The organism is Geomonas diazotrophica, assembly GCF_018919385.1.
GTDB classification, from domain to species: domain Bacteria; phylum Desulfobacterota; class Desulfuromonadia; order Geobacterales; family Geobacteraceae; genus Geomonas; species Geomonas diazotrophica.
Genome location: NZ_JAHLMF010000012.1, coordinates 65908 through 88062, shown reverse-complemented (window position 1 = coordinate 88062; position 22155 = coordinate 65908). Strand labels below are relative to the sequence as shown.

Annotated in this window: 19 protein-coding genes; 6 read left to right on the top strand and 13 right to left on the bottom strand. The window is 57.1% G+C overall.

Annotated features, from left to right (window positions below; translation table 11 throughout):
- Window positions 1-93: 93 nt before the first annotated feature.
- The 8 genes from KOM00_RS14390 to KOM00_RS20920 all read right to left on the bottom strand — a co-directional run bounded on the left by KOM00_RS14390 (window position 94) and on the right by KOM00_RS20920 (window position 12134).
- The gene (locus KOM00_RS14390; RefSeq protein WP_216499626.1) at window positions 94-1407 is read right to left on the bottom strand and encodes a cytochrome C; all 1314 of its coding nucleotides are present in this window, start codon (window positions 1405-1407) and stop codon (window positions 94-96) included.
- A gap of 361 nt (window positions 1408-1768) precedes the next feature.
- Window positions 1769-2713, bottom strand: a complete 945-nt coding sequence (locus tag KOM00_RS14385) for an NHL repeat-containing protein (protein WP_216499625.1) — start codon at window positions 2711-2713, stop codon at window positions 1769-1771.
- 97 nt (window positions 2714-2810) lie between these two features.
- Window positions 2811-4712 carry a tetratricopeptide repeat protein gene (locus KOM00_RS14380; protein ID WP_216499624.1) on the bottom strand — a complete coding sequence of 634 codons (1902 nt, stop codon included), beginning with the start codon at window positions 4710-4712 and terminating at the stop codon, window positions 2811-2813.
- Between the two features lie 24 nt (window positions 4713-4736).
- Window positions 4737-7715, bottom strand: a complete 2979-nt coding sequence (locus KOM00_RS14375) for a fused MFS/spermidine synthase (RefSeq protein WP_216499623.1) — start codon at window positions 7713-7715, stop codon at window positions 4737-4739.
- 26 nt (window positions 7716-7741) lie between these two features.
- On the bottom strand, window positions 7742-8551 hold the full coding sequence (locus KOM00_RS14370) for a S1 family peptidase (protein WP_216499622.1): 810 nt from the start codon (window positions 8549-8551) through the stop codon (window positions 7742-7744).
- A gap of 23 nt (window positions 8552-8574) precedes the next feature.
- Window positions 8575-10200 (bottom strand): tetratricopeptide repeat protein, encoded by a 1626-nt coding sequence (locus tag KOM00_RS14365; protein ID WP_216499621.1) that lies wholly within the window; start codon window positions 10198-10200, stop codon window positions 8575-8577.
- Window positions 10197-11135 carry a class I SAM-dependent methyltransferase gene (locus KOM00_RS14360; RefSeq protein WP_216499620.1) on the bottom strand — a complete coding sequence of 313 codons (939 nt, stop codon included), beginning with the start codon at window positions 11133-11135 and terminating at the stop codon, window positions 10197-10199. The genes KOM00_RS14365 and KOM00_RS14360 overlap by 4 nt, the downstream gene beginning before the upstream one ends.
- 24 nt (window positions 11136-11159) lie before the next feature.
- Entirely contained in the window at window positions 11160-12134 is a 975-nt protein-coding gene (locus tag KOM00_RS20920; RefSeq protein WP_216499619.1) for a tetratricopeptide repeat protein, read from the bottom strand.
- A 35-nt stretch (window positions 12135-12169) separates the two neighbouring features.
- On the opposite strand from KOM00_RS20920, the gene KOM00_RS14350 reads away from it, so the two are divergent.
- The gene (locus tag KOM00_RS14350; protein WP_216499618.1) at window positions 12170-12853 is read left to right on the top strand and encodes a glycosyltransferase family 2 protein; all 684 of its coding nucleotides are present in this window, start codon (window positions 12170-12172) and stop codon (window positions 12851-12853) included.
- A gap of 447 nt (window positions 12854-13300) precedes the next feature.
- Here KOM00_RS14350 and KOM00_RS21140 read toward each other — a convergent pair whose 3' ends face one another.
- The 4 genes from KOM00_RS21140 to KOM00_RS14330 are packed head-to-tail and all read right to left on the bottom strand — an operon-like array spanning window position 13301 to window position 16217.
- Window positions 13301-14017, bottom strand: a complete 717-nt coding sequence (locus KOM00_RS21140) for an FKBP-type peptidyl-prolyl cis-trans isomerase (RefSeq protein ID WP_216499617.1) — start codon at window positions 14015-14017, stop codon at window positions 13301-13303.
- 17 nt (window positions 14018-14034) lie between these two features.
- A complete protein-coding gene (locus KOM00_RS14340) occupies window positions 14035-14352 on the bottom strand; it encodes a hypothetical protein (RefSeq protein ID WP_216499616.1) in 318 nt (105 codons plus the stop codon).
- Window positions 14353-14367: 15 nt separating this feature from the next.
- The gene (locus KOM00_RS14335; RefSeq protein WP_216499615.1) at window positions 14368-15468 is read right to left on the bottom strand and encodes an SEL1-like repeat protein; all 1101 of its coding nucleotides are present in this window, start codon (window positions 15466-15468) and stop codon (window positions 14368-14370) included.
- Window positions 15399-16217 carry a tetratricopeptide repeat protein gene (locus KOM00_RS14330; protein ID WP_216499614.1) on the bottom strand — a complete coding sequence of 273 codons (819 nt, stop codon included), beginning with the start codon at window positions 16215-16217 and terminating at the stop codon, window positions 15399-15401. The genes KOM00_RS14335 and KOM00_RS14330 overlap by 70 nt, the downstream gene beginning before the upstream one ends.
- Window positions 16218-16387: 170 nt before the next feature.
- Between KOM00_RS14330 and KOM00_RS14325 the strand changes: the two genes are divergently transcribed.
- Entirely contained in the window at window positions 16388-18199 is a 1812-nt protein-coding gene (locus KOM00_RS14325; RefSeq protein ID WP_216499613.1) for a tetratricopeptide repeat protein, read from the top strand.
- A 46-nt stretch (window positions 18200-18245) separates the two neighbouring features.
- On the opposite strand, the gene KOM00_RS14320 is transcribed toward KOM00_RS14325, so the two are convergent.
- Window positions 18246-18983, bottom strand: coding sequence for a glycosyltransferase family 2 protein (locus tag KOM00_RS14320; protein WP_216499612.1), 738 nt, complete (start codon window positions 18981-18983; stop codon window positions 18246-18248).
- 175 nt (window positions 18984-19158) lie between these two features.
- On the opposite strand from KOM00_RS14320, the gene KOM00_RS14315 reads away from it, so the two are divergent.
- From KOM00_RS14315 to KOM00_RS14300, 4 genes are all read left to right on the top strand, one after another.
- Window positions 19159-19563, top strand: a complete 405-nt coding sequence (locus KOM00_RS14315) for a hypothetical protein (RefSeq protein WP_216499611.1) — start codon at window positions 19159-19161, stop codon at window positions 19561-19563.
- 101 nt (window positions 19564-19664) lie between these two features.
- Window positions 19665-20054 (top strand): hypothetical protein, encoded by a 390-nt coding sequence (locus KOM00_RS14310; RefSeq protein ID WP_216499610.1) that lies wholly within the window; start codon window positions 19665-19667, stop codon window positions 20052-20054.
- Between the two features lie 186 nt (window positions 20055-20240).
- Window positions 20241-20996 (top strand): cytochrome c3 family protein, encoded by a 756-nt coding sequence (locus KOM00_RS14305; RefSeq protein WP_216499609.1) that lies wholly within the window; start codon window positions 20241-20243, stop codon window positions 20994-20996.
- Between the two features lie 22 nt (window positions 20997-21018).
- On the top strand, window positions 21019-22149 hold the full coding sequence (locus tag KOM00_RS14300; protein WP_216499608.1) for a tetratricopeptide repeat protein: 1131 nt from the start codon (window positions 21019-21021) through the stop codon (window positions 22147-22149).
- Window positions 22150-22155 lie beyond the last annotated feature (6 nt).

The following is a 22155-nucleotide window of genomic DNA, read 5'->3' as shown; positions in this document are numbered from 1 at the left end:
TGGATAAAAACAAAGAGAAGAAACAACCTTCATGAGACAAAGAAAGGGCCGGCAAGAAGCCGGCCCTCGATTAACATAACAGGTAGCAGGGAATTAGTCTTTAGCGTGGCACTTGTTGCAGTAGTTACGTGCCCACGGTCCGAAGAGGGTGGCCGGACGACCGTTGTAAGCGTTGGTCTGCTGGGTGGTGCTGTAGCCGGTGTTGATCTTGTTCTCGGTGGTGCTGGTGTCGTACATACCGGCGTTGCTTGCGTCAGCAACGGTCATGAACTCGTTGCCCAGGTAGTAGCGAGCCATGCTCTCGAAGCCGGAAGCGTGAGCGCGGTGGCAGGAGAGGCAGAGCACGTTGTTGGTGACGGTCGGTGCAACCGGGGTAGCCTGGAAAGCCTTAAGAGCGGTGTAATCAGCAATGGTAGCACCGCCGCCTACTTCGAACGGAGCCAGAGCGCTGTAGCCTGCCCCGGTGCCGGTCATGATGCCGGAGGAAACGTATGCAGCGTAGTTGGCAGCGATCGGTGCGGTCAGCTTGGCGCCGTTGCCTGCCGGGTGAACCAGACCTTTCTGGCCGCTGGTGTAGCTATCGATGTGCATTGCGGTGTGGCAGTTTGCGCACCATTCAGACATACCGTTGCCGTAAGCGACGCGGTCAAAGGTACCAGCGATGGTGGTGTTGATGCCGTTGTAGCTGGACGGTGCGACTGCGGACGGCGGGTTAGCGCTAAAGGCGAAGGAGCCAGCCAGAGACTTGGGCTGGTAGCCGATGCCGCCGAGGATGCGGTATGCGCCTGCCGCGGAAACGTTGGCAATCGGGTCTGCGCTGGTGACGTAGGAACCGGATGCGAAGATCGGCAGACCGGTGCTGGCGTAGGTACCGTCAGCAAAACGACGGTAGCGGCCGTGGGGATCGTGGCAGCTGGAGCAGGCCAGGTTGGTTGCCGGGTAGGTACCACCCGGGGCAGCGGTCAGAGTCTTGTCTGCAGTGTAGCCGAAGTCAACCGCGACGATGTTGTGGCCGTGACGGTCGCCGTCCCAAGTGGTTGCAGTCTTGCGGATGGAGCCGTTCATGGTCTTCTTCAGCCAGGCGAAGTCGCCGCCCGGGGTCATCTCTACCGGGGTGGTGGAGTCGAGCGGGGTGACGCCAGCGGTGGAGATGTGGTAGCCGGACGGAGCGGTGTCAGCAGACTGGTGGCAGTTAAGGCAGGCGCCGGACTGGTCCTGAGCCTTGAGGAGGAACGGGCCGGACTGGTACTGTGCCATACCGGTCACGTTTGCGGAACCTTCAAACGAGTTGTGCATGGAGTGGCAACCTTCGCACTCGGCGACGCCGCCGGAGTGGAAAGCGAGTGCGCTACCAGCGGTAGCGAACGTGAAGAGTGCTGCTGCGGTGACTACTTTCGTCAGTTTCATGTCTCTCTCCTTTTTTGTTTACTGCATTGAAATGTACTGCCGTGAAACAACCGATTTGTCTTCTACATCTTGTTCTGCCTTTTCACTTCACATCGTCTTGTACTCACATATAGCAGCGACCATGCCAAATCGATTTTTTTTCTTCAAATTACGGCAAAACAGATACTTGCAGCCTTTGCAGCACCTTCCACCCTGCGGTCATTCGGCCTTTACGCCTGCCTTTTAGCGGTATGCCCGGTTATTTCACTGCCAGACCAGTCTCGTAGTCCGCCCTCTCCCCGTGCGCAGAAAATAAAAAGGCATCCAGCCCATGGGTGGATGCCTCCGATATTAAAGATAGCGACGGCTTTGGCCGGAACGCCTACGGGTAGGTAAGCTGATAGATATTGACTCCCCTGCGCCGCATCTGGCTCACGTAGACGCGGCCGGCTGCCGTATCCACTGTTATTTCATTGGGAACGATGACGTTGCTCGGCCTGGTGCCGCGGAAACCAAACTCCCGCAGGAACTGGAAGTCTTTGCTGAAGATCATGATGACGCCGCGGAGCTTGTCCGTCACCAGGATGTTGCCGAAGCGGTCCTCGGCGATACCACCGGGCACGCCGAACTTGCCCGCGCCGCTGCCCCGCTTGCCGTACTCCTTGATGGTGCCGTCCGGGGACTGGATAACCGCCCGCCCCAGTGCGCCGACTACGAAGAGCATGTTGCGGTTGTTGTCCACCATGAACCCTTCAATACCATTTTCCATGCGCTGCCTGTCGTTGAACTGGTACAGTGTCGCGATGTCGTAACCGCGCAGGAAACGCCCCTCGGGGTCCAGGACTGCCACGTACATCCCCCCCTGGTCCGCCAGGTAGACTTCGCCCGCACGATATACCATGCGCCCGGGGCGAAACGCCTCGAACTCCGGGGGAAGGTTTCGCAGCGGGAAGCTCCTCTGCGGCTCTCCGCGGTAGTTGCACTGCACGATGCGGTACTCGTTTTCCTTGTGGGACAGAAGCAGAATCCGCCCCTGCTCGTCTACGGCCGCATCGTAGACCCCGCCCAGCTCACGATCATAATCGAGATGATAAATCAGCATGCCGCTGGAATTGAAGATATCGACACCGCCACCGGCAACCACGTAGACCTCGCCGCGGGCCTCGTCAGCAAATGTTCTGGCACCGCTGTATGGCATGACGCCGTTGAAATCCGACAGGCTGTAGAGATAGGTCGCGGTTACCGATTCGGCGTTGGCCACGGCAGCAGGAAACAACGAGGACATGGTGAATTGAAGGAAAAACGCCAGCCCGATCTTAAGTCTCATGGTGTTCTCCGTGTTGGCAAAGTGGCAGGGTGCCGGGATTTTCCCGTAGCAACCCGATAAAGTCAATACCCGGATTTGATTGTCTGCCCGACCGCGGCTACTTGCGGCCCAGTCGCGCCAGCCAGTCACGCGCCGCAGATGTGCCCGGTGAAACCTGCAGCACCTTCTGGAAATCGGCGGCGGCTTCATCCGGCCTGTTCAACTTCGCAAGAACCACCCCTCTGTTGAAATGGGCCTCGACCGAGTCCGGATCCAGTTCGATGGCGCCATTAAACTGCTCCAGAGCCTCGGCAAGACGCCCTTCTTTGGCAAACCCCACCCCCATGTTTATCGCGGCCCCGGTCGAAACCGGGCCCAATTCTTTAGCCATCTGCTTGTGCTGCATGGCCTCGGCCGTCCGGCCCGCCTGCAAGAAGGCGGCGGCAAGGTCGATATGGGGTTCCGGGCGGTTCGGGTCGATTTGCAGCGACTGTTCCAGGGCGGCAATGGCCTCGGCCTGACGCCCGAGTCCGGCCAGTGCTTTCCCAAGACCGGCCCAGGCTATGGCATGGTCGGGGACCACCGCCAGCGCTTTTTGATAGTAGTCGAGCGCCTCGGGATACCTCCCCCAGCGGACACAGATGGCGCCAAGGTTGGTATAGGCCGTTGCCGAACCGGGATAGATCTCGAGGGTCTCTTTGAACAGCCGGTAGGCACCCGCATGGTCGCCACGCTCGTCAAGCGCTATGCCGTAGTTGTTGGTGATGAGGTAGTTGTCCCTGGTGACGGCGAGCGTGTGACGGCAGATAGTGAGGCTGTTTTTCCAGTAGTCGAGTTGAAGCCAGGTGAGTGCAGCCAGTGTAATGAGCACGGCCGCTCCGCCACCGGCAAGGATAGCCTCACGCTGACGCCATCCGCGGCTGACATCGGTCACCAGCCAGCAGAGTGCGATGAAAAGGCCGATGAGGGGGATGTAGGTGTACCTGTCGGCCATGGACTGGCCTCCCACCTGAATCAGGCCGATGACCGGGAGCAGCGTGATCATGTACCACAGCCACCCCGTCACGAGATACGGGAACCGGCGCCCGAAACGCACCACCAGTAGCGAAATAGTGCAAAGCAACAGAAAGGAACCAAGTACCAGCCAAAGGGGTACAGACTTAGGGAAAGGATACAGGATGCCAAGGTCGCTCGGCCAAAACATCAGGCCGATATATTTTATATAGGCGACAATAGCGTTCTCGACACGAAGCACGATAGGAGCCTTATCGAGCGTCGCCATGGCCCCCCCCTTGTGCTGGCCGTAGATGGTTACGGCGGCGGAAACGAGGGTGAGCAGTAAGAACGGGACCTTCTCCTTTATAAGGTTCATCAAGCGACGCGCCGGGGAGACGGCGTCGACATCCGGGGACGCGGGGGCCAGCCGGTTCAGGGGCCAGTAATCCAGCAGCAGGAGGATGACCGGGAACGTGACCAGCATGGGTTTCGCCATGAGCCCGAAAAGAAAAAGAAGGAGGGACCCGAGGTAGCCAGCGATGCGCCCGCTTTTCGCGTAGCTGACGTAGCAGTGCGTGGCCAGGAGCATCAGAACGCAACTCAGGACGTCCTTACGTTCGGCAACCCACGCGACAGACTCGACGTGCAGCGGGTGCAAGGCAAACAGCGCCGCGACGTAAAAACTAGGCCAGGTGGCGTCGGTGAGCCTGACGAGCAGCAGGAACAATAAAAGGGCAGCCACAGCGTGCAGTACGACGCTGACCATATGATGCCCAGCGGGCTTGAGGCCGAACAACTGCACATCTGTCATGTGCGAGAGCCAGGTCACGGGGTGCCAGTTGGACATGGTGGTCGAGGTGAATGCCCAGACGAAACCGGCGGAAGTCAGCCCGTGCTTCACGACGGGGTTGTTGGTGACGTAGCCCGGGTCGTCGAGGTTGATAAATTCGTGTGTGGCTGTCTTGGCGAAGACGGCCAGGGTGACAATAACCAACACCAATGAAAAAATGTATCTGATACGCATAGAGGTCCCCATCCTAGGTGACTATCATTTCGAATTTCTGGTCTCAGCCAACAACAAGCGTGTGAGCAGATCCCCGTCCTTTTTTTGGAGTGGCTCTGCACCATACTTTGCCCATACGGCAGCGGCCCCGGCCGCGTTTCCTTGGGCGACCTCGCCGAGCATGGCGCACTGAACCAGAAACTGCAGGGCCCCAGGGGCGAGGTTCCCGGAATCCGCAAGCAGCAGGCGAGCGGTTTGCGACATGGCTGCAGGGTCGCGGCGCCCCACAGCCTTCAAGACCGCGAGGGTCTGTCGCACCGCGACAGGCAGATCTGCGGCGTGGGGCGAAGCTTCCAACCTGCTCCAGATGTCATCCAGTTCCCGTGCTGTCAGATACGGGGCCACGCTCGCCCCCACCGTCAGCAGTGCTCCTACCGTCCGAGCATGGTCCGGCATCTTTTCGCCCACCTTGAAGAGCTGATAGACCTCCTGGGCCGCCTGTTTCACCTCGGGGGACACGATATCGTAAGGATCCTTCAACTGCCCACTGGCGAAAAAGTCGCGCAGGATCATCGCACCGTATGCAGCCTGGCTGTTGCGCGAATGTTCCGACGGGATGACCGACGTTTGGGTCCGGGGCAGGCTGCCGCCCCCCAGCATTTCAAAAGTCGGCAACGGCGCGGTTCCCGCAGTCACCAGTTCCTGGGCCGAACGCCTCAAAAACCGCGTCTTGGCGGCATTCTGGTCGATCACCGGGCGGTAATCTGAATTTGCCGGAATTTCATAGGTAGCCAACACCTTCTCGAAGAAACGTTTGTTTCCGACCTTGCGAACACTGAGGTCCTGCGGGTCGAGAACGTGAATCCTGGCGAGCGCCTGTTTCAGCGGGGGGGGGGCGAATATCCGGGGCGAAGGGGAATCCAGCTTCCGGTCTGACGCAAGGATAACCAGGTCAAAATCATTGGCGGCGTAAACGACGTAGTCGTTGAAGTTTCCGGATACCGCCTTGAGGACAGACATCACCAGATTCGTATCAATCTCATACATTTGAACCCACTGAACAAAGATGCCGTTCTTCTCAAGATGCCTCTTGGCCAATGCGTAGAATTCCGTTGAGAACAGGCCGGAAACGCCGCTGACCCAAGGATTTGACGGCTCCGACACGATGATGTCGTACTTCTTGCCCCAAGTTGAAAAGTACGTCTTGGCATCGTCCACGATGATCCGGCTGCGGGGATCGCTATAGACGCGACCCACCAGGGGCTTGAAGAGGCTGGCCCCGCGGATCATTTTTTCTTCTATCTCAATGGTGTCAACGGATCGCAGGTCCGGATTGCACAGCAGGGTCTCTGAGGTAAGGCCCGAACCCAAGCCGATAGCGGCTACGTTCCTGGCCTCCGTGTTGAACGCCATCGGCAAGGCCCCTAAAAGCACCGCGGTAGCCTCATCACTGGTAGAGAAATTGCCGCTCCCCATGAAGATCGAGGCGTCCGTTTTCCCGTTCGTGTTTATGGCGAGTGAGCCGTCCTGATCCTTGACCAGACTGATACTCGCGGTCTTTCCGTCCTCGTAGAACACAAGCTGAGTGTTGTTCCGATTAAGCATGGTGCCGTAGCGATAGACCCCCGATGACATCTTGTAGGGGTCAAGATGAAGTAGAAAGGAAACCGCTACAAGTGCTCCAGCGCTGGCCATCGTGACAGCCATCGCAACTCCCTTTTCCCCGGAAGCGGCGAACTTCCAAAACAGCATGACTCCCATCGCGATATCAAGCCCGGCTCCAAAAGTGATCAGGCCTTTGAGCCCCAGCATGGGCAGACCGATGTGGATGGCGAAAAAGACACCGATGATCGCGCCAATGGTATTGGCGGCGTACACGGCACCTATACTCCGCTCCCCCCCTCCGCTGCCGAGCAGGATAAAGGTTATCAGGGGCAGGGTCATGCCGGCACAGAACGTGGCCGGCAGCATGACGCAAAGGGCGATCCCGCTGCTGAAAAGGTTGAACAGGAGATACCCGGCATCGGTCTTGGGCAAGGCCTTGACCCCCCAGGCCATCACCTCGAAGCTGTTGCCATAAAGACAGAGGGTCATCAGGGCGAGCCCCCCCATGATGACCTGGACCCAGCCAAGGAAGCGACAAGGGGCTGCCAAGGCGTCGATCCGGCGCTGCAACCAGCAACCGCCAAGGGCGAGCCCGAGAATGAACGCGCACAGCATCAGTTCGAAGGCATGAGTGGAGGTCCCCATAACGAGACTAAGCATCCGGATCCATCCGATCTCATAGATGAACGAGGCGGTCCCGGTTACAAGCGATACCAGCAAGAAGAGTGCAGACAAACGGGATGCGGCCTCTGCAGGCGCCGCTGTTGAGGCGGGAAGGTCCGGCGCCGCGCCAGCGCTCCCCCGCAGCATGAACCAGACGGTGGCCGCGAGAATAATGTTGATTACGCCACCCGCCGCCACTGTCCAGGGAAGACCGAAGGCCTTTATGAGATAGAACCCGGTTGCCAACACCCCGGCAGCGGCGCCTATGCTGTTTGAGAAATAAAGCATGCCAAGCGATCGCCCCGGTTTTTCGGGAAACATTCTCAGGATCGCCGCGCTCATCAGGGGGAATGTCATGCCGAGCAGAATTGATTGGGGAAGAATAAGGAGCGCCGAGAGCACCCATTTGAACAGGCTGATCGCGGTCGGGCTGCCGAGTAAGGGAATGATGCTTGTGTAGGCGAGACTGATTACGGCTGTGAAGATCAGATGAAAAAAGAGCGCGCACACGCCGATGACAGCCTCGGTGGTCGCGTACCACAGCATGAGATTGTGCCAGCGTGTTGAATACCGGCTGCAGATCCAGGAACCGATCGCCATCCCGCCCATGAAAATGGCCAGCACCAAGCTTTGGGCATACGCCGCATGCCCGAGAAAAAGCTTGAGATAATGAGTCCAAATGGACTCGTAGATCAAACCGGAAAAACCCGACAAGGCAAATATCAAGAAATAAGCGGTGCTCTTGTTACGCATCATCTAGTCAGTACCTCACAAATATTGCATCACCGCTGCGGTGCATCCCGAAACAAGATGTTCTCCTCGATCCAACCCCGATAAGGAGCCAGGCTCGTGTACAGCCCTATGTCTTCGCATATCTTGTGATTGAACTTTCCACCTTCCGCACGCTGTACCGCCTGGGACTGGATTCCGATCACGGCATAACGAGCCTTGCCATCAGAGAGGGCCACTCTGAACAGCGGACTGCCCGAATCACCGCTACACGGCCCCGCACGCAAGTCGTGCAGCTCGATGAGCTTTCCTTTGGCGAGGAGCTTGGAGGGGGCGACCTCAAGCTTGCGCAGAACACCGGGGTCGTTGCCCTGGTACGTGGAAACACCGTACCCCGCAGCGATGTAGTTTGCCTTACCATCGATGAAATGATCAGGTTCGCTCGCGATAGCTGCGGGGACATACCCCAGTGGGGCGGGACCTGACAACCGAACAAGCGCGAGGTCGAAGCTGCTGTTGCTGCGGTTTTGCTCAGGATCGTAGGCAGGAGGAATCCTGATCGCCGCCACGTCCAGTGCAACCCCCCCGCGCCCCGGGATCAGGTCCCGACCGAAAACGACAACGAAATCAGAGGGGGTGCGCGAGGCATCGAAACAGTGAGCTGCCGTCAGCGCAACATCGGGCGCAATAAGGACACCGGTGCACACGCCGTCAGTCGCGGGGTTGATGATGCCAACCAGGTGTCTGCTGAAGACATCTTCGAGTGAGACCTGGGTCCCCCCTACGATGGCAGAGGCGCGTCCCGGCAAAAAAAGAAGCAGCAGAACGCAGCATACTACAGTGAGGTTCAACTTCACCATCATATGGCACCCCAAAAAAGATCGCACTACCCCTTAACAGTTGACATAAGGCTTTTCACCTTCTTTTCGACCTCACCCTTGTACTCAAGGTAGGTGAGAGGCACGGTTCGCAGGAAGTGTTGATAGTGCTGTAGCGCCTCGCGGAGCTGCCCCCTTTTTTCACAGATCTTGCCGAGATTGAGATGCGCCATCGCCTTATCCGGATCGGTCTCTCCAGGAGGCGCGGCTAGCGCGGCAACGTAATATCTCTCTGCCGTTCCCAGATCGCCCCGCATGGCGGCGAGCGTTCCCATTTGCACCATTGCCTCGGCGTGCTGCGGGTTGAGCCTGAGAGTCGTCTCCCACTCGCGGCGCGCTGACGTGGTATCGCCGTTCTCAAGATAAGCAGTACCCAGATTGTAGTGCGCACCGTAAGAGGCGGGGTCATTACGCACCCCGCTGGAAAACAGGCTGAGGTTGTTCTTCCAGTCCAGATTGCGCTGAAAGGTGAGCACCGAGAACGCTACAATAACGGAAGCCGTTGCTGGGATGAGCCAGCGCCGGGCCCTCTCACTCGTGTTCATGGCGCCCCAAAGAAGCCCCACCCAAACAAAAAAGCCGACAGCTGGCATGTAAAGGAAACGCTCGGTGATTGGATCGCTAGGGATGGGCACGATGTTGGAGATAGGTATGTAGTTAATGACCATCCATCCGAAGGCAAATATCGCTATACGGTTGCCCCTTCGGAAAATCCGTACTATGACCGCCAGCAGTAGCAGCAGCACAGGGAGGTACCACCAAGGCGAGAAAAGCCCCCCCTGCGGCACCTTATGGAAGAAGGTGAGATCAGCAGGGAAAAGCAGCAGGGTTATATACTGCGGGATGATGTGGTAGTTGATGGCGACGCGCGAGAACAGCCCTTCTGCATGAAATGGTGTCCCCACGATTCCCTGCAGGGAATAAGTGCGCATCGCGAAGTAGACTAGCGTGAGAGCGCCATACGGCGCCAGCAGCGTGATCCTCTCCCGCCACCCCAATGTGCACTCCGACTCCTGTAGTCGTATGAACGTGGCAATAAAGAATACCGCGGACATCATGAGGCCGGTCTCCTTGCTGAGCAGGGAACAGAAATAGAGCAGCGACGAGAACCATAGCAGTTTTTTCCCTTGGGCACGCCCCTGGATGTAGGACAAAAAGGATGCAAGGGCGAAAAATAACGCCATAAGGGTGTTGCGGGCAGAGACGAAGTTCACCGCCTCGGCGTTGGCGGGATGTACGGCAAAAAGAAGCGCCGCAGCCAGTGCCGCGAGGTGATCCCGCAGCAGCAGGCGCAGCAGCAGAAACAGCAGCACTGCATTGCCGAGGTGAATGAAGATGTTTACCCCGTGGTACCAGACTGGTTCCATACCAGCAACCTGAAAATCCAGCAGGTAGCTGGCCCGGTTGAGCGGGCGGTAGTATGGCTTGACCATATCCGGAGCAAAGAAGACGTCCGGGATTTTTGAAAGACTAAGCGTCTGCGGGTTGTTGACAATAATCTCCTCATCGTCCATCAAGAAGCCATTATTGAAACTGTTCCCGTACACCAGCAATGTGACCACCGCCAGGATGGCAATCGAGATCAGAATCTTACGTAGAGGGGTATCACCTTTGATACATGCGGGGTCCGTCATGACGCTACCTCCTTATGCAGATCAAGAGGGGTTCTCTGCGCCACGACGATCAGCGAACCGCCGCGGTGCGACAAGGTGCTTGCCACCAACACTGGCAGGGCCAGAGCGGTAAAGATGGTCCCGAGCATCAACGAGACGATGCGCGCCCCCGCCCCGCTGCGCACCTTTTTCCCGGCAATCTGGTTAAAAAACAGGTCGGGCTCAGACTGGATGCAGTTAAGCGCACTTTGCGACCATCCGAGCAGGTCGTATTCGAACTCCTGGTGCCATCGTTGCCGAACCAGAAACCCGGCGGCGCGGAGGCAGCCCGTAAGGGCACGATCTGTGAAATGGAACAGGTGGCGCGGCACATCGGCGTGCAGCCATTTCGGCCCGAACAGCCTGGCCTGTACCCCCCCGAAGTCCGGGACTGCGATGATAAGCCGGCCATCCGGCTTCAGCAGCCGGTCCACCTGGGCCAGCGTCCAACGCACGTCCCGCATGTGTTCCAGCGTGTGCCACATGGTGATGCAGTCAAAAAGACCGGCCCCGGAAATCCTGTCGAGCGAATCCGCCACTTCAAACCCGGCGCGCCTTGCCGGCTCTGGATTGAGCTCGGTACCGGCAACCTGCCAGCCGGCAGCACTCGCCCCGAGCAGAAAGGCTCCGTCACCGCAACCGATATCGAGCAGACGCCCCGGCGCTCCGGATACGGCACTCCGGAGAAAGCGAAGTCGCCTGCGGGTACAGTAACGGGCGGTGAACCCGTGGCGATTACCATAGTAGGGATACGAATAGTACCGACCGAGGTCCTCGGGCTGGGGGGAGGTGTGCCCAAGCCCGCAGATCTCGCATGCTTCGATGGAAAAAGTCTCCCTGGTAATCGGGTCCTGGACCGCCGGGTACTGGCTTTTCAGGGGTGTACCGCATGTGCTGCATTTCATTTGCATTGTCATCGTCAAGTTCCCCGATTTGAGCGGCTACTGCGCCGCTTGCCCTTGCGCAAAAAGTTCCTGCGCAAGCCTCATCTGCGACTGATAAACGGGATTATCCGGTTTTAGACGAGCCGCCGTGACGAAGCTGTTCACAGCGTCACTCAACCGCCCCTGCCGGGCAAACGCTATGCCCTGGTTGAAGTGTGGCTTGTCGAACTCAGGGCTAAGTTCGACTGCTGCGGAAAACTCCTGTATGGCATCTTCGGTCAAACCTGGACCGTTTGGTGCGAGACAAAAGCGAGACAGGCCAAAGCTGCCACAACGCCACACAGAGCCACTACCTTGAAACGGGATGGCGACGCCGTCCACCCCGCCCCACCCACCGCTGCCTGGGCGACGCACGGAGCGCCCCCCAGTAATGGAAAGTAGAGATACCGGTCGTTCATGAGAGTAACGAGAGGGACGATCTGGGCGACGGGGAGCAGGCCAGGGTTTAGCCCCGGCGATGCGGCACAACAGCAAGTAGAAAATGAGGCCATTAACGGTATGGAGCAGCACGTTGGTGCCGATGAATCCTGCGGGGTTGAGCCCCCACAGCTCGTAGTCGATCATGTACGAGATGATATGGAGCGGAGCGTAGTTGCCAGCGTGTACCCGAGTGAAGGCCTCGCGTAGGTGCGCCGGCGTTATCCCCCGTATTGCCTGGTTTTCAAGGACATATTGCAGGTCATCCCAGTTGGTCAGAAAATGATGCTGGAGGGCCTGGAAGTACACCAGCAAAGAGGCAGTCACCAAGAGTACGATCTGCAGCCAAAAACACGCCGTTGTCTTCGCGGTTACCGTGGGTGAATCAAGAGCCTCAGATGGCATGATTTCGCAGTGTTCAGTGGTCATAGATGCGGTGTAGATTATCGTAAAAATGACGCGACAGGCAAGACGTTTATGCCGACCATCCAAAAATGCTTTTCTAATCCCTGTGCGTGGATTAGAATGTGGGCCGCTCAGTTCGCCATCGAACACAGATGCAATGCCTAGGGCCGGGGAGATGCAATTTTATGAGACTGTCTGTTGTCATACCTGTTTACAACGAGAAGGAAACCATTCGGGAAATCTATCAGGCGGTACGCGCCGTCCCCTTTGACTTGGAAGTGATCCTGGTTGATGACTACTCCACAGACGGGACCCGCTCTATTCTTCGTGAGTTGGAAGGCCCTGACACCAAGGTGCTGTACCACGAACAGAACATGGGCAAGGGGGCCGCACTGAGAACGGGGTTCCAGAACGTGAGTGGGGACATCGTCATAATTCAGGACGCTGACCTCGAATACGACCCTCAGGAATATCCGAGGCTTCTGCAGCCGATCCTCGACGGGAAAGCCGACGTGGTTTACGGGTCGCGCTTTGTAACCGGCGAGTACCGCAGGGTGCTGTTTTTCTGGCATATGCTCGGCAACAAGTTCCTCACCTTGCTTTCAAACATGATGACGAACCTCAACCTGACGGACATGGAGACCTGCTACAAGGTATTTCGCAGGGAAGTGCTGCAAGGCATCACCATCGAGGAAAACCGGTTCGGCTTCGAACCGGAGATTACCGCCAAGGTCGCCAAGCAAAAAGTGCGTATCTACGAGGTCGGCATCTCCTACTCTGGTAGGACCTACCAGGAGGGTAAGAAGATCGGCTGGAAAGACGGCATTTCCGCCTTGAAGTGCATCCTGAAATACAACCTTTTCAGGTAGCGGTTTCACTGGCAGGTTTGCGTCCCCGCAGTCGGCGGAACTCCAGGACACCCAAAAAGGCGCACAACGCGAGCCCAAGCAAACTTACCACGCCGCCGGCCTTTACCTCTGCAGGATCGTAGGTCATCTCCAGAACATGCTTCCCGACTGGCCACTTCACCGCCCTCACGAGATAATCGGCACGGAAATGTCTACCGCGACAGGAGAGACTGAACGTTGAGGCAAGTACAAATGCCCCCGCCGCCGCAACTGCCTCAGGGCCTCTACGAGAGGGGCCGAATGGGCTGAAATAGCATCGAAGTGTCACGCCAGACCAGCGTGTGACCGTCCAGCAGGGTAGCGGGCCAGCGGCGCCAGAGCACCCAGGCAGACCAGCGCGAACGGCAGCAGTTGCCGTCTTTTTAGGGAAGTGGTATGCGGAATCGTTGAGGCACACCCAAGCTATGGTCAGGGCTCGGCGTCTACGAGCTCAACGTCGAAGACCAGGTCCGCATTGGGCGGGATTTTCCCCCCGGCCCCCTTCTCACCGTACCCCAGCTTGGCGGGGATTATGAGGCGGCGCTTGCCGCCGACCTTCATGGAAGCGAGCCCCTCATCCCAACCTTTAATAACCTCACCCGTACCAAGTGTGAACATGATGGGTTTTCCACGGTCCAGAGAGCTATCGAATTTCGTGCCGTCCTGGAGCCACCCCGTATAGTGCACGCGAACCTTCTTACCCTGGTGCGGGGTTCTACCGGTGCCAGGCTCGAGGTCAAGATACTTCAGACCGGATCGGGCCTTTACCAGCTTCGGGGCTTTCAGTGTCTTTTGTAGCCCTGAAAGGAATTCCTTTTTCTCCTTTTCCTGGCTGTTGTCGTTGAAGGCTTTTAAACCTATCGTGGTCTTATCAAGGATGGGGTAAAAAACGCGAGAAGGGAGTATCGCGCGCTTAAGCAGCTGCATCTTTTCGCTGTAGGGGCGCCCGTCTATTATTTTGCCGGCTTCTTCCTCCCCTACGCCAGGCAAAGACATGAGCTGCTCCTTTGTCGCCAGATTGAGATCGATGAGACCTGCCTGGGAAGCGGGTTTTGCCGGAGCTGCGATCACAGGGGCCGGCAAAAAACCGAGAATTTGACACGCGAGCACGCCGCCGCAAAAAACTAACATCACGGGATTTTTCATTATCTCTCCTGGCCATCTCACTTCTGTTTTACAAATTTCCCGCCTTCCAGGGAAAAGGTGCGGTCGTCGATGAGTCGCCCCACATAGGTCTGGCCGACCGGCGCCCCTATATCGAGCTGAACCAAGTCGTCGCCCTGCATTTTCCAGACAAGGGGAACATCGCTGGGCAGCTTCGAGCCAGCGGGTGGGCTGATAGTTCCTTTGTGGTCCTTCTTCAATACGATTGTGCCGGTTGGACCAGCCCAGCTGCCAGGCACTTTGGATTCGGCACTGCAGCCAGCGGCGATTGCCGTGGCGAGGACCAGCCACAGGTGGAATACGAGCATACGCATCATGTCAGAGTCTTCCCGTTACCTTTGGTTAAGCTGCCTTATCGCTTCGCGGGCCTCAGCACTGCCGCCTGCCGCCGCCTTCTCGAACAGTGCCAGGGCGGCATCCCGGTCGGTCCTACCGACCTCTCCCCTGATCAGCATCACGCCCAAGTTGTACTGCCCTTGCACGCTTCCCCCCTTGGCCGCCCGCTCATACCAAGCCGCAGCTGCATGGCGGCTTTGGCTGACACACCACCCGTTGTCATAGAAGAAACCGAGCATTGCCTGCGCCTCGGGGTCTCCCCTGCGGGCGCCGAAATCAAAAAGGCGTAGAGCCTTGCAGTGATCAACAGGAACGCCATCGCCTGAGAAATACATCGTGCCGAGGTTGTACGCAGCGGCAACGGAACCAAGGACCACGGCTTCCATATACAGGCGTGCAGCCTCTGGCTTGTCCGCACTAACTGCATCACCGCTGTAGTGGCGTTCAGCGAGCGCGGTGAGAGCCTCCACGTACCCGGAAGATGCGGCCTGACGCAGCCATTTCAGTCCGGCCTCCAGATCACTGCCACCACCGCTGCGGGGGAGGTACAACAGGTAGAGCTGGTACTGAGCCGGAGCGTATCCGTTGCCAGCCGCCTCAAGCAACCAGCGCTCCCCCTCCTTGAGATCCAGGGCCGCTCCATCTCCCGAGAGATACATCGTTGCCAGCTTCGTCTGACTGTAGGGGTCGCCCTTCTCGGCAGCCGCCCGGTAAAATCTACCTCTTATCCCCAGTGAAGATCTGGACTTGGCAAACCCGCCGCTGGTCGCTTCCTCATAGTAACGACGCGCAGCCAAAGGGTCTTTCGCCTCGCCCTGCCCCAGTTCGGCCATCCGCCCGAGATAGAAGAGCGACTCGGGGCTGCCATCAGCCACGAATTCGCTACGCGCCGAGCGGTAATCTCCGCGGCTGTAGGCCGCGACACCCTCCTCAAAAGAGGCACTGCAGGGGGTGAGCATTGCCAACAGGACCAAGGCGGAAACGGATACGGTCCGGCCGATCATTCCGGTGAAGGCCGCGGGCACGGTCAAAGCCCCAATGCTTTCAACGCGGTGACGGCATCCGGATTCCCATGGGCCGCCGCTTTCCTCAACCATTCGACGCCTGTGGCCTGGTTGCGCTGGACACCAGTCCCCTTGAGGAAGCACTCTCCGATCTGGAATTGAGCCTCTCCGTGCCCCGCCACAGCCGCCTTGCTCAGCCAGAGGGCCCCCTCGACGTCGTCTCGTGCGACACCATCCCCGGAAACCAGCATGGCCCCAAGGCGGAATTGCGCCTGGGCATTTCCCTGCTCCGCAGCCCTACGGAACCATTTAGCGGCCTCGCGATGGTCTTGTTTCACCTCTTCGCCGTAGAAGTATGCTGTAGCGAGGTTGTACTGGGCCATTACATGGCCACGTTCGGCGTCACTGCGGTACCACCGGATTTTCATGCTCTCAACCTGCCGCCTCAAGCGGTCGAGGTCATGCTGTGCCTCCTCGCTCCCTTGTTCGGCAGCCTTCGCATACCAGGTCACCGCTTCGTCCAGATCCTGGGCGACCCCTTCCCCCATCTCATATAACTGGGCGAGGTTGATCTGTGCTTCCATAAGCCCCTGCTCCGCAGCCTTGCGAAACCACAAGCTCGCCTGCCTCAAATCCTTGTCAACGCCCTCACCCCGGTAGTACATGACTCCAATGCTGTTCAAAGAGCGTGGACTGCCGTCTGCCATGTAGAGGGAAAGGGCCGCAGCATAGTCTTCCCTCTCCAACGCCCTCTCCGCCGCCTCGAAATCGGCGAAGACCGGCTTTGTCGACAGGGCGAAAAGCAAACCCGCAACGATGACGCCACATCTGATGTGTCTCATACGTCACTCCTTCGATCACGATATTTTCCAAGGCAAGGCGGTACAGGCACGAAGTAGTCTAAGCAGGCGCCGTGCGGGAGTTTACGCCAACCACGGCCCTTTTACAATTCAATTTTTTTGTGCTATACAGACTCGCCACCCCTCCAGAAACAGCCTTACAAGGATTACCCATGTCGACTGAATTCCGCAAGAATGTCTTCATTTTTGTCAGTTTCACCATCATCGCTCTGGCAGCCTATGCCAACACCTTTCATGTCCCGTTCCAGTTCGACGACGATGCCTATGTAGTCAACAACCCGATAATCAGGGACTTCCGTTCCTTCCTCTCGCCACACCAGATAACGGCTGGGACATCTCTGTCGCCGGAAGGAATTCCTCCAGCCCTGCGTTTCGCCTTCATGACCCGGATGCTTGGCTACCTGTCTCTTGCGGTCAACTATCACCTGCACGGTCTGGAGGTGTTCGGGTATCACGCCGTCAACCTGACGCTGCACATACTCAACGCGTTCCTGGTATATCTGGTGCTAAGCCGCGCCCTTGGCGGCCGGAGGGAGCAGGACGCCCCACGCGGCGCGGCATTTTCACAGGTCGCCCTTTTCGCGTCATTAATCTTTCTATGCCATCCGATCCAGACCCACGCGGTCACCTACGTAACCTCCCGCTTTGTCTTGCTGGCTGCCTTCTTCTCTTTGTGCTCACTGTACAGCTATACGACCTCGCGCCACGCTGTAACGGGGAAAAAGTCGACCGTACTGCTCGTGGTGTCGGTCGTCTCCGCAGCCCTCGCCATGCTTTGCAAGGAATTCACCTTCACGCTGCCCTTTCTGATTCTGCTCTTTGAATACACCTTTTACCCCGGCTCGATCTCGACGCATATAAAAAAAGCAGCCCCATTGGCCCTTACCCTACCGATCATCCCGGCGCTCGTTTTCCTGCAACGGGGCCAACTGGGGGCCGTTGACAGCACGATGCGCACTATCACGGCGGCTGACTCATCGGGCATATCACGCATGGACTACCTGCTGACACAGTCCCGGGTCATCGTCCGCTATCTCGAGCTGCTCCTCTTTCCAGTCGGGCAAAACGTCGACCACGATTTCGCTATCCAGCACTCGATCAGTTCCCCTGCCGTCGCGGTTTCGCTGCTGCTGATCGCCGCGTTGCTCGCACTGGCCGCAACGGGGCTGCTCAGGCGCAAAGCTGCCCCCCCCGTCATCGCCTTTGGCCTTGCCTGGTTCTTTATCGGTCTCTCCATCGAGTCGAGCATCATCCCTCTTGGAGAAATCTCAGCCGAATACCGGGTATACCTTCCCAGCATAGGAATCATACTCATCTTCGCCCATGGCGCCAAGACCATAGCGGAAAGACTCTCCCTTGGCAAGGTCAGCAGCGGGCTCCTCGCCGCAGCGATTATCCTCGGGTTGGCGGTCGCGACCGGCGCGCGCAATACGGTATGGCAAAGCGAAATGAGTCTTTGGAGTGATGCCGCCAAGAAGAGCCCGGGCAAGGTGAGACCCCACCAGAATCTCGCACTGTATTACGCTAGAGCAGGAAACCTTGAGGGAGCCCGGCAGGAGTTGCAAAAGGCAATCAGCATAAACCCGAATGACTTCGAGTTGCATAACAACCTTGGGGTGGTCTTGAAGCAGCAGGGAAAGAATGACGAGGCAATACGCGAATACCAAACCGTGCTCACACTTCAGCCGGGGGACGTCATGGCGCGGTTCAACCTCGGAAACGTCTACCTCGTGCAGAAGCGGTACGACAAGGCCCTGGAGCTTTACCGGAGCTGCCTGCAGTCGATCCCGGAGTACGACGAACTCCACAACAACCTCGGCATTGTCTATGGGAAACTCGGACAGCGGGAACAGTCGATAAAAGCGTTCGAAGAGGCTCTTCGACTAAACCCCTCTAACATTAATGCCAAGCGCAACCTTGACCTTGCCAGGAAGGTAACGACACCGCCACCGGCCGGTCGGTGAGGATGGCCGGCCGCCCCCAAGGGGCGGCCCGAACCGCTTATTGGCATTAGGGGAAAAGAGGCGACTTTAAAAGCCCGAGCTTCTGGAGCCTGAATTGTAAAGAGGTTTTCAGTACACCAAGGCCGTAGATGACGCTACGCTTGAAGTTGATGGAGGAGGCATCCTCGAAGTACTTGGTTGGGCAGGTTACTTCGCCGATCCGGTACCCGCTCCAGATAATCTGCGCCAGCATCTGGTTGTCGAAAACGAAGTCATCCGAGTTGGCGCTGAGCGGCAACTTCTCAAGGATATCGCGTGAGAAGGCACGGTACCCAGTATGGTACTCGGAGAGCTTGTGCCCGAGCATGAGGTTCTCGAACAGGGTGAGGAAACGGTTGGCCACGTACTTGTAAAATGGCATGCCGCCTTCCAGGGCCCCGGTCCCGAGGATGCGAGACGCCAGAACTGCGTCGAACTCGTCATAGGCAATCATGGATGCCATGGCGGGAATGAGCTTGGGGGTGTACTGGTAATCCGGATGCACCATGATGACAATATCCGCCCCCAGTTCCAGCGCCGCCTTGTAGCAACTCTTCTGATTCCCCCCGTATCCTTTATTGGTGGCGTGAACGATGGTGTGCAGGCCGATCAGCCTTGCGATCTCGGACGTGCGATCGCGGCTGGCATCATCGACGAGAACGACCTCATCAACGATTTCCTGGGGTATCTCGCGGTAGGTCATTTCAAGGGTTTTCTCTGCGTTATAAGCGGGCATAACCACCACAATTTTCTTACCATTCAACATATCAAATCCCCTTCTGTATCACGCGGTCTGACTGCTGCGGGCATAATAGCAGGCGGCTAAAGGCCTGCCTAGCGAAAATTGCTCACCGTTACGGGGAGCCGAATTAGATTGAACCGGTGCGGCAATTTAGTTATAGTATCGACCAAAACACGAATAGGGGCCCAAGGGGGTAACCATGCGGACCACAGCTTTCCATACCTTGATATTGCTGGCAATATTTTTTGCTGTGCCTGCAGTCGGCCTGTGCGAACCTCCAAAGGACCGTATCGCCATAATCGAACAACTGCAATCGGGGAAAGCGAAGGTTTCATTCGACAAGAAATCAATCGTTGACGAAAGCGGGGAAGCCCTGGCAAAGGAAACCACAAACACGGTTCAGAAACCGCTCCCCCTGCCGGAACCCGTACTTCCCGACCTAGCTGCGACAGGCGCATCGTCAGAGACCCCTGCACCGAAACCACCAAAAGTTGTATTCTGCAACAGGAAGTGCGGCTTCATCGAGAAGCGCTGCTACTTGGACAATGAGGGGAATACCATCTGCATCAATACCTGTGAAAAGGAATCCCTCATCTGCGAATAAAGCACGTGCCGCCTAAGGAGTAATTTTTTGTTTTTGAAGATCGGGGCATCGCACCCAGAGGCAGGAGATGCCCGCACCCCACAAAATAAGGAGAGAAAAAAATGAAGGTTTTTACTAAGGCAGTCGCTCTGGGAGTCGTTCTTGCGTTGCCGCTCGCAGTTTATGCCGCAGATACCAAAGCTACCCCCTCCGCGAAGATGTACAAGGTGAGCGAGGTCTTCAAGAACAAAGCGACCCTTAATAAGCAGCAGGTGTCGGTGAAAGGGAAGGTCGTAAAGACCTCCGCAGGTATAATGGGCAAGAACTGGATCCACATCCAGGACGGATCCGGCAGCGCTGCGGCGAAGGACAACGACCTGACCGTGACCACTAACCAGGACCTCCCTTCCACCGGAACGGTGGTTACCGTAACCGGTACAATGGTCAAAGACAAAGACTTCGGCAGTGGCTACTTCTACCCCGCAATCATCGAGAGCGCAACGTTCAAGTAAGAAAGAGCGACCAAAGCCCGATATTAAAGTCGGGCTTTGGTCCACCCGTATCCAGCCTAAGCGTGTAAATTCCCTCCCATTTCATTCCCGTTGCTACAATCCAATTCTTGACAAACCAAGTCGCCGTAAGCTATAGATAATTCGCTGATATGCTGTCCGATGACAGAGCGCCCGGGATGATATTCTATGCGATGGATTTTATTTTTTTTCATGGTCTTTGCCGCGGTGGTTACCTCCCATGCTTTTGGGTCGGACGTCTTCGATGTGGTGTTCAAGGCAGAGCACGGCGGCGATGTCGTTTTCAGCCATGAAATCCACACTAAAACGGCGTTGGTCAACGACAACTGCAAGGTTTGTCACGAAAAGCTCTACAGGACCAAGAGCACACGCCCGGTAACCATGGCCGAAATGGAGAAGGGGAAATCGTGCGGAGCTTGCCACGGAAAAGTCGCCTTCCCCCTTGCCGCCTGTGGGCGCTGCCATTCGATCCGCCCCATCACCTTCACTGTTCCGGTGGTGGGAGACGTAAACTTCCTGCATGCGCCGCATACCAAAACCCTTTCATGCTATGCATGTCATACCCGCCTCTTTAAAACCGGACGCAACCCGAAGGTAACCATGGCCCAGATGGAGCAAGGCAAATCCTGCGGGGCTTGTCACAGAGGAGGGAAAATCTTTCCCCTTGTCCAATGCTATCGGTGTCATCTTGCCGGGGATCTCCTGATGAAAGTGCAGGGAGCCGGGCCTGTAACGTTCAGCCACGGGTATCACATCAAGACCTACAAATGCACTGACTGCCATCAAAAAATCTTCCCGCTCAACTACGTTACGCCGCGCGTCTCCATGTACGAGATGAACGCCGGCAAATCCTGTGGTGCCTGCCACAATGACTACACCGCGTTTACCACCGAAGAAAACTGCGTTCGCTGCCATGATATGTAACTCACTTTTCCGTGCCCGATCAATGGGCAAAGGTGCAACTATTTTGAAAGCCACAATAGTACTGTCATTAATAGTGGTGACTTCAGTCTTTTTTGCACCTGGAGCAAGAGCCGACGCAGAAAATTCCTGCCAGCCGGTTAACGACTCAGTTCAACTTCAATTTCGCAAAACAATAATTCCCTCTTCACACAACGACCAGGCCGCAGACGGTACCCAGCAAGGGGCATACTACTCCGAGCTTTCTGAAGCAGGCGATGCTGCGGTTGCGAACAACCTGGGAGTCGACCGGATGAAGGGGCAGCACATCACCCTCAATTTCACCGAAGGTTTCAACAATTTCTGCATTGCGGCGCGGCAGTCCAATATGGAGGCACAGTATAACCTCGGGGTAGCGTACCTGACAGGAAAAGGGGTCCGAAAAGACATGGTGAATGCCGCCCTTTGGTTTCAAAAGGCCGCATTGCAGGGGGACACGGAGGCGCAATACATAGCCGGGATCATGTACGAGTACGGGTGCGGCTTCAAGCAGAACTATGCCGAAGCAACCAAATGGTACAGGAAAGCCTCTGAAAAATGGCATATCCAGGCACAGGAATGCCTGACCAGGCTGTACCTGGCCGGAAAGGCTTTGCCAGTCGATTCTAGGGTTGCAAACCGGTGGCAGGCACTGGCTCGTTCTAAAGGCTCCGCAGCTGCTGCCTTCGAGACGGCCACGGAAATTTCAGGTAAAGCTAACGACTGCAATAAGTCTGAGATTGCTGTGTTGTTACGGGCAGCCGCCGAACTAGGTCATGTGCAAGCTGCATATTTGCTTGGAAGCCTTTTTGACAAGCATCACAATGGCCATGACAACACCCAGGAGGCGCTTAAGTGGTACCAAATCGGGGCCAGACAAGGACACGTCCAATCTCAGTACGACCTGGGGCTGCTTTACAGCCATGCAGACAGCGGAGCTTTGGACCTGGTCAAGGCATATGTATGGCTGGACTTCGCGGCATTGAACGGAATGGCTGATGCGGCCGCGAAACGAGACTCCATCACCAAGACAATGAGCCGGACAGAGTTCTATGCAGCACAACGTCTTAAACGCGAAATGATCCAGTTCAGGGAACTCCAGCCCAAGCGGGAAACCAGACAAGTCCCTCTGCAGTAAAACCTA